The sequence below is a fragment of the Pseudomonas morbosilactucae genome, from assembly GCF_023241665.1.
In the GTDB taxonomy this organism is placed as follows: Bacteria; Pseudomonadota; Gammaproteobacteria; order Pseudomonadales; family Pseudomonadaceae; genus Aquipseudomonas; species Aquipseudomonas morbosilactucae.
Map to the genome: position 1 here is coordinate 1 of NZ_JALQCX010000003.1, position 13,043 is coordinate 13,043.

At 66.6% G+C, this 13,043-nt stretch carries 15 protein-coding genes; all 15 read left to right on the forward strand.

The features are described 5' to 3' along the window. Nucleotides 1-200: Flp family type IVb pilin (locus tag M1B35_RS00490; RefSeq protein ID WP_268260896.1), on the forward strand; the 200-nt coding region annotated here is incomplete at its 5' end. A 23-nt stretch (nt 201-223) separates the two neighbouring features. After that, entirely contained in the window at nt 224-784 is a 561-nt protein-coding gene (locus tag M1B35_RS00495) for an A24 family peptidase (protein WP_268260897.1), read from the forward strand. Nucleotides 785-799: 15 nt separating this feature from the next. Continuing rightward, nucleotides 800-1,705 (forward strand): Flp pilus assembly protein CpaB, encoded by a 906-nt coding sequence (cpaB, locus tag M1B35_RS00500; protein ID WP_123333586.1) that lies wholly within the window; start codon nt 800-802, stop codon nt 1,703-1,705. Between the two features lie 65 nt (nt 1,706-1,770). Beyond that, the gene (locus M1B35_RS00505) at nt 1,771-3,279 is read left to right on the forward strand and encodes a type II and III secretion system protein family protein (RefSeq protein ID WP_268260898.1); all 1,509 of its coding nucleotides are present in this window, start codon (nt 1,771-1,773) and stop codon (nt 3,277-3,279) included. Nucleotides 3,280-3,296: 17 nt separating this feature from the next. Further along, on the forward strand, nt 3,297-3,953 hold the full coding sequence (locus tag M1B35_RS00510) for a CpaD family pilus assembly lipoprotein (RefSeq protein ID WP_268260899.1): 657 nt from the start codon (nt 3,297-3,299) through the stop codon (nt 3,951-3,953). Nucleotides 3,954-3,970: 17 nt separating this feature from the next. Further along, nucleotides 3,971-5,203 carry a CpaE/TadZ family protein gene (locus M1B35_RS00515; RefSeq protein WP_268260900.1) on the forward strand — a complete coding sequence of 411 codons (1,233 nt, stop codon included), beginning with the start codon at nt 3,971-3,973 and terminating at the stop codon, nt 5,201-5,203. Between the two features lie 15 nt (nt 5,204-5,218). Beyond that, a complete protein-coding gene (locus M1B35_RS00520) occupies nt 5,219-6,583 on the forward strand; it encodes a TadA family conjugal transfer-associated ATPase (protein ID WP_123333594.1) in 1,365 nt (454 codons plus the stop codon). Continuing rightward, a complete protein-coding gene (locus tag M1B35_RS00525) occupies nt 6,583-7,584 on the forward strand; it encodes a type II secretion system F family protein (protein WP_268260901.1) in 1,002 nt (333 codons plus the stop codon). The genes M1B35_RS00520 and M1B35_RS00525 overlap by 1 nt, the downstream gene beginning before the upstream one ends. Next, a complete protein-coding gene (locus tag M1B35_RS00530; protein ID WP_268260902.1) occupies nt 7,581-8,540 on the forward strand; it encodes a type II secretion system F family protein in 960 nt (319 codons plus the stop codon). The genes M1B35_RS00525 and M1B35_RS00530 overlap by 4 nt, the downstream gene beginning before the upstream one ends. Before the next feature lie 33 nt (nt 8,541-8,573). Next, entirely contained in the window at nt 8,574-9,437 is an 864-nt protein-coding gene (locus M1B35_RS00535) for a tetratricopeptide repeat protein (protein WP_268260903.1), read from the forward strand. A 9-nt stretch (nt 9,438-9,446) separates the two neighbouring features. After that, entirely contained in the window at nt 9,447-9,992 is a 546-nt protein-coding gene (locus M1B35_RS00540; protein WP_268260904.1) for a TadE/TadG family type IV pilus assembly protein, read from the forward strand. A 124-nt stretch (nt 9,993-10,116) separates the two neighbouring features. Continuing rightward, entirely contained in the window at nt 10,117-10,590 is a 474-nt protein-coding gene (locus tag M1B35_RS00545) for a hypothetical protein (RefSeq protein WP_268260905.1), read from the forward strand. Nucleotides 10,591-10,677: 87 nt separating this feature from the next. Next, a complete protein-coding gene (locus M1B35_RS00550; protein ID WP_268260906.1) occupies nt 10,678-11,112 on the forward strand; it encodes a YbaN family protein in 435 nt (144 codons plus the stop codon). Between the two features lie 131 nt (nt 11,113-11,243). After that, complete coding sequence (locus M1B35_RS00555) at nt 11,244-11,408, forward strand: hypothetical protein (RefSeq protein WP_185039256.1); 165 nt, start codon at nt 11,244-11,246, stop codon at nt 11,406-11,408. Beyond that, nucleotides 11,405-12,994: a hypothetical protein gene (locus tag M1B35_RS00560; RefSeq protein WP_268260907.1), complete on the forward strand. Its 1,590-nt coding sequence runs from the start codon at nt 11,405-11,407 to the stop codon at nt 12,992-12,994. Before M1B35_RS00555 ends, M1B35_RS00560 begins: the two co-directional genes overlap by 4 nt. Nucleotides 12,995-13,043: the final 49 nt, after the last annotated feature.

Below are 13,043 nucleotides of genomic sequence, written 5' to 3' on the forward strand. Positions count from 1 at the left end.
TGGCCAACCGTCTTAAAGCCTTCCTTGCCGACGAAAGCGGCGTGACCGCCATCGAATACGGCATTCTCGCTGCCGCCATGGCCGCTGCTATCGGCGTGATCTTCGGCTCTGAAGGGGTGTTCGTGACTGCCCTCAAGGAACGCTTCGCCACCATCGCCGACCAGATCACCAACACCAACAACCCCGGCAGCACCAAGTAAGCGCAGCACGGCGGAGATCAGTCATGCCTTCGACCCTCGCCATGCTCGTGCTGGTGCCTGCCCTGAGCTGGGTCATCTGCAGCGACCTGCTGTACCGGCGCATTCACAACACCCTGATCCTGACCCTGATCGCGCTGTGGCTGGCATTGCCGCTGATGGCGCTGCTGGGCCAGGGCCCTTGGGCGGCGTTGCAGCAGGGGCAGATTGTCCATGAAGTGTCCGGTTCCCTGACTGGCGCCGTGCTGGTGCTGCTGGTGGGCTACGGCCTGTTCAGCCTGGGCCGGGTCGGTGCCGGCGACGTCAAGCTGATGGCCGTGATGTGCCTGTGGATCGACTGCGACGACCTGATGGCGTTCCTGATCGTCACCGCCCTGGCCGGCGGCATGCTGGCCCTGGCGCTGCCCGCCCTGACCCTGGTGGAAAACGCCTGCGCCCAGGGCTGGTTGAAACTCGGCCTGCGCTACCCGCGGCTGAACATTCCAGTGCCCACCGTGCTGACAGCGGAGCGCCCACAAGGCATTCCCTACGGCCTGGCCATCGCCAGCGGCGCCTTCTACACCCTGCTCTTCCCTATTCACTCCTGACCCAGGGCCGACCCCATGAAAACCCCTTCCATTCTTCTGCTCGCCGGTGCCCTGGTAGTGGCCGGCGGTGCCGCGCTGCTGGCCCGTGCCCTGCTGGCCACGCCGCCGGCCCCGGTGGTGGTGCAGGTCGCGCCGCCCGTCGAAGTCGCCCCGCCCAAGCAGGCGATCCTGGTGACCTCGCGAGACCTCAAGCCTGGCGAATTCCTCGACTACAGCGCCGTGCAGTGGCTTGAGGTCGACACCCAGCATTCGCCGCTGCTGTACTTCCTGCGGGACCAGGACAGCGTGGACCTGGTGCTCGGTGCCACCGTGCGCCAGCCCATCGCCCAGGGCCAGCCCCTGCTCAACAACCTGGTGGTCCACGCCGGCGAGCCCGGTTTCGTCGCCGCGGTGCTCAAGCCCGGCATGCGCGCCATTGCCGTGCCGACCAACGCCGTGGCCAGCAACTCCGGCCTGGTGTCCGCCGGCGACCGGGTCGATGTGATCCTCAGCCTCAACCGCTCCCAGGAAGAAAACCGCGGCGGCGTGTCGTCCGGCAGCTTGCCGCCGGTGGCCTCCCAGACCTTGCTCCGTGATGTGCGGGTGCTGGCCTTGAACAACGTGGCCCGCAGTGACTTGCGCCTGCGCGAAAGCGCCGCTGACCAGGCGGCGAAAAAGAAGCAGCGCCGCGATAACGAGTTCTACGAAACCGTGACCCTCGAAGTGCCGCCGCAACAGGCTGAACGCCTGGCCGTCGCCCGCGAGATCGGCACCTTGCAACTGGTCTTGCGCGGCCTGGCCGAACCCAGCAGCGGCCACCCCCTGGATGGCAACCGCCAAGCCACCACCCTGCATGACGCCACCAGCATCTACAACTCGCTGGGCCGACCGGTACACACCTACCAAGGCAAGGACATGCAAGTGGTCAAGGTCAAACAGTAACGCTTTCACCCCTATTCACCGCCAGCACAGAACTGGCCGCACTCGCCCACTCGGAACCCAACACAATGAAGTTCGCCTCGAAGACTCCGGCGTTGACGCTGGCGTGCGCCCTGAGCGCCAGTACGGCCTGGCCGCTGATCGCCCTTGCTGAAGAACCCGTCCAGGATTACCCCGAAGACCAGATCATCGGCCCGGTCCATGAAGACGTGGCCCCCACCCCGGAAGCGGAGTTCTACAGCCCGCCGGTCAAACGCCCGAAACTGCCGGCCAAGCTGACCCAGGTCAAAGAGACCGAAGACATCCAGCTGTTGGTCAAGCAAGGCCGCCTGTTGCAACTGCCCCGTGCCGCCGCCAAGGTGCTGGTGGCCGATCCTCGGGTCGCCAGCTTCCAGATGCCGTCCAGCAGCAGCGTGTTCCTGTTTGCCGAAGGCGCCGGCACCACCACCCTGTACGCCCTTGACGACAACGACGACGTGATCGTGGCGATCCGCCTGGTGGCCAACCATGACCTGGCGGCCCTGAGCCAACAGATCAACAACGAAATCCCCGGGGCCCACGTGGAATTTGGCCCCTCCTCGGGCAACGGCCTGATCGTGCGTGGCCAGGTGCGGACCCCGCAACAGGCCAAGCAAGTGATCAGCAGCGTCCAGGCCTACCTGGGTTCCAGCGACGACAAGAACGGCGGCCAGGGCGGCGGCGGTGGCGGTGCGGGCGGCGGTGACGCGCCTCCGCCACGGGTGATCAACCAGCTCAAGGTCGAGCTCTCGGCCCAGGTCAACATCAGCGTGCGCATCGTCGAGGTGTCCCGCAGCCTGAGCAGCGAACTGGGCATGAACTGGGAAGCCACCCTGAAGAACAACAACTACTTCTTCAGCAATGCCAGCAGCCTGTTCACCGCCACCAACACCGGCATCACCCCGTTGCGCACCGCCACCAATGCGGTGGCCGGCGGCTCCCATACCCGGGGCTCGACCAGCGTCGCCGGCTTGCTCACCGCGCTGTCCGAAGACGGCCTGGCCACGGTGCTGGCGGAACCCAACCTGACCGCCATGTCCGGTGAGACCGCCGGTTTCGCCGCCGGCGGCGAGGTGCCGATCGTGATCATCACCAACAACAACGTGAGCATCGAATACAAGCAATACGGGGTCATCATGCGCATGACCCCCACCCTGCTCTCGCCCAACCGCATCAGCCTGCACGTGGCCCCGGAAGTCAGCGACCTCTCCGACGAGGGCGCCGTGACCCTGGAAGGCAACGTGATCCCGGCGTTCAAAGTGCGCCGCGCCGACACCACCGTGGAACTGGCCAGCGGCCAGAGTTTCGCCCTGGCCGGCATGCTGCGCAGCAACATCAACCAGAGCATCAGCGGGGTTCCCGGGCTCAAGGACATCCCCGGCCTGGGCCGCCTGTTCGAGACCGAGAAAAACGATCAGGCCGACACCGAGCTGGTGATCATCGCCACCGCCTACGTGGTCGAGCCCACCAGCCCTGGCGACTTGCAGGTCCCTGGCCGCGGCATTCGCGCCCTGGACACCCAACTGCCAAGCCAGGCATCCGCCGGCTACCTGTACTGAGTCACGGAGAGATGCCCATGCCTGCGATCAAACCCCTTCTGCCCCTGCTGGCCGCCACCCTGTTGCTCGGCGGCTGCGACCACCAGGTGCACAACCTCCGCGAAAGCCGTTTCGCCCCTTACGTCCAGGCCCAGGACGCGGTGGTCAAACCCTCGGCGCTGATGGCCGCGTTGCACGCCAGCGACAGCGGCAGCCTGACCCCGGACTCCCTGGCCAACCTCAACACCTTGCTGCGCAGCCAGGGCCGCCTGCGTAACCAGACCCTGACCCTGCGCCCCTTCACCCCCGCCGGGGAAACCCTGGCCCGGCGCCTGGCCAGTGTGCTGCAGGAACTCGGCACCCCGGCCCACCAGGTGATCCTGGCGCCGGTGCAACTGAGCGCCGCCGGGGGCAACAACGAAGACCTGCAGGTGGTCTCCGAAGCCATGGTGGTCAGCGTGCCCGACTGCGCGGTCGCCGATGGCGGCAACTGGACGGTCAAGCCGTTCCAGGCCACCGGCACCCTGGGCTGCGCCAACCGCGCCAACATCGCGCGCATGGTCGCCGACCCACGCGACCTGACCCGGGCCCAGGCCCTGGACAGCGGCGACGGCACCGCCGCAGTCAACAGTGTGACCCGCTACTACGACGACGAGCCGCGCGAGCTGCTCGACATCGACTTCAGCAAAAACTGACCCCCGGGAGCCTCGCCATGAACGACCATTCGGTACCCCTGTCGAAGACCCCCGGCCAGCTGCCGGAACTGATGCTGTTCGCCTCCACCGCCGAGCAAGCCAAACTCTACGGCGAGCACCTGGCGCGCCTCGGCTACCTGGCCGAACGGGCCCTGCCCGGTGGCATTGCCGCGGCCATCCAGTGGACCCGCACGCACCCGGTTCCGGCGCTGTTGCTGGTGGATCTGGACGGCGAAGCCCTGCCCTTGCAGGCCATCAACGAGCTCAACCAGAGCTGTGATCCGGCGTGCCAGATCATCGCCCTGGGCAGCCGCCAGGACGTCAACCTGTACCGCACCCTGCTGCACCACGGCCTGTTCGACTACCTGATCAAGCCCGTACCTCTGGATCAATTGGCCGACACCCTGACCCGTGCCGCCGGCAGCGAACAGGAAATGCCTGCCCGCACCGGGCGCACCATCGCCGTCACCGGCGCCGCTGGCGGCAGCGGCACCAGCACCGTGGTCAGCGGCCTGGCCCGGCTGCTCTCGGAACAGCGCCACACCCATTGCGCGGTGGTGGACTTCGACCGCGGCAACGGCGACCAGGCCTTGCTTCTGGGCTACGAAGGCGAAGCCGGCCTGGCCGCGGTGCTGGGCAGCGAGGAAATCGACACGCGCTTCCTGCAACGCTCCATGGGCCAGATCAACGAACGCCTGTTCCTGCTGGCCCAGGAAGCCCAACTGCACGCCCAGCCGGAACTGTCCATCGAGCAGTTGCTGAACCTGGGGGGCAACCTCTGCCACATGTTCAACCAGGTGCTCTGGGACTTGCCCGCCGGGCGCCCGCAAGGTGCCCTGGAAGTGCTGGCCAATGCCCAGACGCGGATCATCCTCACCGACCTCAACGTGCAGGACGCGCGCAACACCCTGCGCCTGCTGCGGGAGATCGGCGACGAGAGTTCCGGCCAGCAATTGCTGCTGGTGGCCAACCCGTCGCGTCAGCCCCAGGCCGGCATCGTCGAGCGTCGGCAATTCGAAGATTTCGTCGGCCGCCCCTTCGACCTGGTCCTGCCCCATGCGGGCAACGCCTTGAGCCAGAGCCTGCTGCGCGGGCCCTTGCGCCTGGACAGCACGCCGGGGTTCCAGGTCGCCCTGCTGGAGCTGGCCGACCTGGCCTGCGGGCGCCAGCCCGACAAGCGGGGCACCGCGCCCCTGAGCATCATCAACCGCTTGAAGCACGCCCTGGGGCGCAGCCGTTCAGCGGCCTGAGTCAAGGAAACCAGCATGCTCATCCGTCAACCGAAAAAGCCCCAGGCACGGCCCGCGCCAAGCCCGGCGGCACAAGCCCCAAGCCAGCAGGAAGTGCGCGCCACCAGCGTCCAGCGCAACCCGACGAGCAAGGCCATGGACCCCGCCGCCGCGCACAATCGGCGGCTGATCCGCAGCCAGCTGTACGATCAGATCGACCCGCTGAAAGCCGCCAGCCTGGGCCGCGACAAACTGCGGATACAGATCGAGTCGGTGATCCGCCGCATCTGCGACGACAGCCGCCTGCAGCTGTCGCGCCAGGAAGAAGAAAGCATCGCCGAGGAGATGCTCAACGAAATGGTCGGCATCGGGCCGATCCAGCCGCTGTTGGCCGACGACTCGGTGAACGACATCCTGGTCAACGGTGCAGGCCAAGTGTTCGTCGAGCGCTTCGGCAAGTTGGAGCTGTCACCGATCACCTTTATCGATGAAGAGCATGTGTTCAACACCGCCCAGCGCATTGCAGCGGCCGTGGGCCGGCGCATCGACGAAAGCCACCCAATGGTCGATGCGCGCCTGGCCGACGGCAGCCGGGTCAACGTCATCACCTACCCGCTGGCCATCGACGGCACCACCATCTCGATCCGTAAGTTCATGCGCCGCAACATGTCCCTGGAAATCCTCGCCGAGCGCGGGGCCATGTCCATGGAAATGGCCGAGGTGCTGCAACGGGCCATGCTGGCCAAGCTCAACATCATCGTGTCCGGCGGCACCGGCGCGGGCAAGACCACCCTGCTCAACGCCCTGTCGCAAAAGATCAGCGACGCCGACCGCATCATCACCATCGAAGACGCCGCCGAACTGCAACTGCAACAGGTCCACGTGGTACGCCTGGAAACCCGACCGGTCAGCGCCGAAGGCACCGGCAAGGTCGACCAGCGCGACCTGGTGCGCAACGCCCTGCGGATGCGCCCGGACCGCATCATCCTCGGCGAGGTGCGGGGCGGTGAAAGCTTCGACATGCTCCAGGCCATGAACACCGGCCACGACGGTTCGCTGTGCACCGTGCACTCCAACACCCCGCGCGACGCCATCATGCGGATGGAGAACATGGTGATGATGGCCAGCATGCAACTGCCCCTGGAAGCCATCCGCCGGCAGATCGCCAGTGCGGTGAACCTTATCGTGCAGATCGAGCGGATGCGCGACGGCGCCCGGCGCGTGGTCTCCATCACCGAGATCTGCGGCATGGAAAACGACGTGATCCAGACCCAGGAACTGTTCGGCTTCAAGACCAGCAGCGTCGACGCCAAGGGCCACCTGATCGGCCAGTTCGTCGCCAGCGGCCAGCGCCCGCAGTTCTACACCAGCCACGCTCACCTGTTCGAAGGGCAGCACTGATGGACGCCCTTCTCGATCTGTTCACCCTGCTGGTGTTTGCCCTGGTGCTGCTGGTGTTCTTCATCGCCCGCAGCCTCAACGGCCGGCGCCGACGCGAGCAGGACACGGCGCTGCGCATGAGCCAGCTCAAGACCCTGCTGGAAGACCGCGACACCACCAGCGCCAAGCCGAGCGGCGCGCTGGGCGACGCCCAGGACGTGCTGCGCCAACTGGAAAACCCGCCCCTGGGCACGCTGCCGCTGGTGGGCCCGGCCTTTGCCCGTCTGTGGCTCAACCTGCGGGTGCTGGGCTGGCACAAGACCCTGCGCATGCGCCTGACCCTGCTAGGCATGGCCAGCCTGATGATTGCCGTGCTGCTGGGCCGCGACACGCCGATGCCGTTGCTGTTCGGCAGCCTGTTCGGTCTGCTGGCGTTCTTCGGCATCGGCAACCTGCTGTACCGCAGTGCCCTGGCCAAGCACCTCAAGGAGCTCAAGCTGAGCCTGCCCCAGGCCATCGATGCCATCACCCGCACCGCACGTGCCGGGGTGCCCATCAGTAACGCCTTTACCCTGGTGGCGGAAAACATTCCCGGGCCCCTGGCCGTGGAGTTCGCCCTGATCGACAACTGGCTGCGCCTGGGGGTGCCGCTGCGCCAGGTGATGCAGGACTCGACCCTGCGCGTACCGCTCAACGAGTACCGCTTCTTCGCGGTGATCCTGATCATCAACCAGGAAGCCGGTGGGCGCCTCGGGGAAACCCTCGACCGCTTGTCCGCAACCCTGCGTGAGCGCCACGAGCTGCAACTGAAGATCCAGGCCAAGACCTCGGAAGCCCGCGCCTCGGCGAAAATCGTCGGAGCCCTGGTGCCGCTGTCCCTGGGCTACATGTACCTCAACTCGCCCAAGGACTTTCACTTCCTGCTCAACGATCCCACCGGCAACAGCGTGCTGTTCTACGCCTTTGGCAGCGTCACCCTGGGCCTGCTGATCACCCACCTGATGGTAAGGAGAGTGCTATGAGCCTGCTGGACGATCCCCTGGCCCAGGCCGCCCTCGGCCTGCTGTTGTGCGGGCTGGGCATGGCCCTGATCGGCCTGTACCAGCGGCAGCGCCCGGCGGGCCTGGCCCTGCGCCTGGGCGGCAAACCCGCCGCCGAAGCCCAGGCCAAGGGCGACGACAACATCCTCCGCGGCCAGGGCTTGCAACTCTCGCCGCGCCTGCAAGCGCTGCTGCTGCCCATCGCCCAACTGGGCAATGGCCTGGCCGGCACCGCCAGCGACCGTGCGCAGTTGCAGCGCCTGCTGTCCATGGCCGGCTTTCGCAGCCGCGAAGCCCTCGGCCTGCTGATGAGCGGCAAGTACGCCCTGGGCCTGTCGTTGCTGCTGGGGGTGCTGTTCGGGGTCCTGGAGCCGGGTTCGCGCATGAGCCTCAACGGCATTGCCGGCGGCCTGATCGCATTGTTTGTCGGCACCACCCTGCCGGAGCTCTGGCTCAAGGTGCGTGCCGCCAAGCGCGGCGGCCGCCTGGACCGTAGCCTGCCGGACGCCCTCGACCTGATGGTGATCTGCGCCGAGGCCGGCCTGCCCTTGGGCCGGGTGCTGCAAGTGGTGGCCAAGGAAATGAGCCTGTCCGCCGTGGAGATGGCCGACGAGCTGCGCTACACCCAGGCCGAATTGCAGATCCTCAGCGACCGCCCCAAGGCCCTGCTCAACCTGGCCGAACGCACCGGGGTGCGCAGCATTGAAACCATGGTCGCGACCCTGATCCAGGCCGAGCGCTACGGTACGCCCCTGTCCCAGGCCCTGCGAACCATCGCGGATGAAAGCCGCAAGACCCTGATCCTCAATCTCGAAGAAAAGGCCGGCAAGCTGCCGGCCCAACTCAGCGTGCCGCTGATGACCCTGATCCTGCCGCCGATCATCGCAATGATGGGCGCCCCGGCCATGGTGCGGATTGTCCGCCTGCTGGGCAGTTGAACCCCTTTTTTCCTTTTTCGGAGCCCGAATACCATGCCTCGTTACCTGCCCTCCCTGCTCTTGCTTGGCCTGCTCACCCTCGGCGGCTGCAGCAGCCTGCCGGCCCTCGGCCCAGCGGACAACGGCGTTGCCGCCCTCACCGGCAAAGAAGCCAAGGAAGCCCTGCGCCTGGCCCGGGTCCTGCGGGACAACGGGCGCCTCAGCGGGGCCTATGAAATCTACGAGCGCATGGACCAGCGTCAGCAACTCAAGGGCGTGTACCTGATTGAGTTCGCCAGCGTCGCGGCCCAGGTCCGCTCGCCCCGGGAAACTTTCGCCCTGTACAACCGCGCCCGCGAAGAACTGGGCGGCAACCTGCAAGCCATGGCCACCCCCCAGCGCCTGGCCCTGTGCAGCGGCCTGGCCCGATCACGCCTGGCCATGGGCGGCGCGGAACTGGCCGCGCGGGACTTCCAGTGCGCCCTGGACGTCGAGCCGAACAACCCGCAGAACCTGAACGGTCTGGGGGTTGCCCTGAACATCCAGGGGCAGAACCAAGCCGCCCGCGAAGCCTTTGAAAAAGCCCTGGCCATCGACCCGGCCAATGCCGCCGCCACCAACAACCTGGCCTTGAGCTGGCTGGCCAGCGGCGACAGCGCCCGGGCCATCGGCCTGCTCAACCAGCCCCGGGAAGACCGCGAAGCCTCGCTGCAGTTGAACCTGGCCCTGGCCTACGTGCTCGACGGCCACGACGACACCGCGCGCCGGGTGCTCCTGCAAACCCTCGACCCGAGCTACGCCGAGCCGATCCTGCGGGACTTCCAGGCCACCCGTGAACGCATTGCCAACGGCGCGCCCCTGGCCAGTGAGCTGCTGGCCGCCAGCCAGCGCCCGCTGGCCCTGGCCGAGCACAACTGAGCCCCGCCCATGCCCGCACCTTCAAGCCTTTCACCCCTGCGTCGCCTGTGGCGCGACCAGCAGGCCGTCACCGCCACCGAAACCGCGTTCATCCTGCCGGTGCTGCTGTTCGCGGTGATGATCCTTTTCGAGCTGGCGCGCATCGCCATGATGATCGGCATCGGCAGCCTGGCCCTGGAACACGCGGTGCAGGATTTCCGCCGTGAAAAAAGCTTCTACCAGAAGAGCCCCGACCTCCTGCAGGCCGACATCGAGACCCGCATGCTGGAGTACAGCTACGGCTTTCTGACCGAGGACAACCTGGAGATCGATGTCCTGCCGTTCGACAACCTGCACCTGTTCGGCCAGGACCGTAAAGAGGCCACGCCCGCGGAGAAGGAGCAGCAAGCCCAGAGTTTCAAGTCGCCGCCGATCCTCAGCGTGACCGTGGACCTGACCCAGACCTTTATCACCCCGTTGCCAGCCCTGTTCGGCCTGGGCAACGGTTTCCAGTACCAATACCGCCACCTGCTCGGCAACCTGCCCAGCGAAGACCCCAGCGAGGACGACGCCTGATGCGCAACCTGCCCCGCCGCCAACGCGGCAACGCCCTGCTGGAAACGGCGCTGGTCATGCCCCTGCTGGTGGGCACCGCTCTGGTCAGCGCCGACCTGTACAACGTCAGTCAGGCCCGGGCTACATGGAGCAGTCGGCCCACAACGTCGCCTCGGTGCTGGCCGCCCAGCCGACCCTGGACGCCGACGGCCTCGACGCCCTGGTGCGCCAGGCCGCTTCGCCCAAGGTCCTGGGGGACTACGAGATGGTCATCAGCAAGGTCTCCCTGGACCGCAGCATGACCTGGAAGCCCCTGCAACGGGGCAGCGTCACCGGCATCTGTCCCAGCTACAGCCAGGGCCGGCAGTACGTCGGCGGCCTGCCCGAGGAAGAGACCCAGGACGCCGACAAAGACGAAGACGGCGTCAGCCAGCGTTCGGTGATCGTCGTGCAACTGTGCCGCAACAGCAGCGCGCTGCTGCTGGGCAGCGCCTTGCTGATGGATAAAGAGATGGAGGCCCTGGCCTTCAGCCGCATGCTCTATGACGAGCCCGAACTGGATAAACAGCTGTCCCGGGAAGCCGGCATTGAGGCCGAAGAAAAGGACGACGCCGGTTAAGGCCTTTATTAAGGCTTCTTAACTGGTGCGCGGGCGGCATCTGACTTTTACTGCGGACCCTCGCCGCCGTTGCCGCCAGAGCCTGTCATGCCCGCCAAACCCGTGGTTGCCCCTGTCCCCGCCGAACCCCTGCCCGCCGCCCCCAGTCGCGGCCTGAAACGCCTGGCCTATGTCGTGCTGGCCTACGCCAGCCTGGGCTGCGGCATCCTCGGGCTGTTCGTCCCGGGGCTGCCCACCACCGAATTCATCCTGCTCAGCGCCTGGGCCGCCAGTCGCGGTTCACCGCGCCTGAATCGCTGGCTGCTGCAACACCGGGTGTTCGGCACATTGCTGCGCAACTGGCGCGACGGCGGGGTCATCGAGCGCAAGAACAAACTCTACGCCAGCCTCAGCATGCTGCTGTGCCTCGGCCTGCTGCTGTGGCACGCACCGCCCTTGTGGCTGTTGCTCCTGGCCGGCGGCGGTATGGCGGTGGGTGCGGGCTGGATCTGGTCGCGCCCGGAGCGCCGGGCCGGCTGCTGAGGCGTATTAAGCATTCTTAATGAACCGGCGATTGCCTGATATTGGGAATTATTCTTATCTTTGCCGCCACCTGCCGAGCAGCGGATGCCCCTCCCGCTCGGCCTGATCCCCCGGCAACGATGAGCCCCGTCATGACATTCCCGCTTTCCCGGTTACCCGTCCAACTGCTGCGCCAGCTGCACGCCTGCGCCGGCCAGCAACGGGTGCCGCTGCTGCTGTTGCTGGTCAACGCGGGCCTGGCCTACGAGGGCCTGTACATCCCCTACGACACGCTGCTGCCGAGCAAACAGCCATGACGCGCCGCTACCAGCGTCTGGTGGCCGGCCTGCGCCGCCAGGCCGCGCGCCTGGCGGTCGAAGAGCACGGCGGCGTGGCACCGTTCATGGTCCTGGCCATTGGCGGCGCCCTGCTCGCCACCGCCTACGCCATCGACCTGGCGCGCATGACCAACAACGCTGCGCAAATCAAGCGTGCCACCGACGCCGCCGCCATCGCCATCGGCAACCAATTGCTGATGGACAGCCGCAGCACCCCCGAGCAACTGAGCAAAATGGCCTGGGGTTATGTGCAGAACAACCTGGGCATGGACAGCGACCTGTTTGAGCAGATCACCTACGACTCGATGAAAGTCACCCGCGGTGGTGGCGGTGACAGCCCGGTGACTCTGCGCGTGGACATCAACCTCCAGGCCCAAGCCGCGCTGATCGGCGGCGGTGCCGTGCAACAGCAGGTGCATTCGACCTCGGAAGTGCTGTCACGGCCCACCGAAGTGGCGCTGATCCTGCCCACCACCCTCTCCGAAACCGAGCCCGACCTCGCCGCCCTGCGCCGCCTGGGCAAGTCCCTGGCGGACAACCTGCTAGGGGAAGACGGCGAGCAGGACGAGAGCAACAAAGTCTGGCTGTCACTGATCCCCTACAGCCAGGCGGTGAATGTCTACGACGCCAAGGACCCGCAGCGGATCAACCGCTGGGCCGCCCCCGGGGCGTTGAACCCGGTGGAACTGCGCAGCCTGTTCCGCACCGGCTACGCCAGCCTGGCCGACCGGCGCATACCCGATCGCCGGGCCAACCTGCTGTGCATGTACCGCGGCCTGGGCCTGGGTCAGAACTACTACTGGGACCAACCGCCCGAAGGCCAATTCAAGGTCTACTACCGCCACGACCTGCCAGAGAACGGCAGCCCCGGTGCGCCGGCCATTTCCTGGCGCGGGCCCAATCCGGACTTCGGCCAGGCCGACGGCGTGGTGGACACCCGCTGGATGGTCGCCGACAAAGGCTGCCCGAATGCCGCCCTGCTGCCCCTGACCCAGGACCGGGAGAAAATCGACCAGCGCCTGGATCAACTCTCCACCCGCTTCAACACCAACTACGCGATCGCCATGGGCTGGGCCGCCATGTCCCTGTCACCGAACATGCGCGGCCTCAATGGCTGGGGCGACAGCGAGCGCCCCCTGGATTTCAACCAGGACGGCAACGCCGACAACGTCAAGATCATTGTCATGCTGGCCAACACCACCGGTAACTGGTTCGACACCGACGCGTACAACAGCGAAGTCGGCCAGGCCATCGACGGCCAGAGCAACACCACCTCGGCCAACGATGTGGCCGGTCGGCGCTTCCAGCGGCTGTGCGACAGCTTTCGCGAGCGCAACCTGAAGTTCTATTTCATCGGCGTGCGCCCCGGCGACCCCAAGGATTTCGGCCGCCAGCTGTTCGACAAGGTCGCCAGCCCCGGCCTGCGCATCTGCACCAACGGTGAACAGAACATGGTCTTCGCCGACGCCGAGAACTTCGCCGACGGCGAACGCGAGATCAACGGTTTGCTCCAGGACATCGCCGACAAGATCAAACACGAGCGCTACGCCCGCCTGATCGAGTGATTGCCCCGCTTCTTCCATTCGCCTGCCCGCCCCCTTCAACAAAGGATTC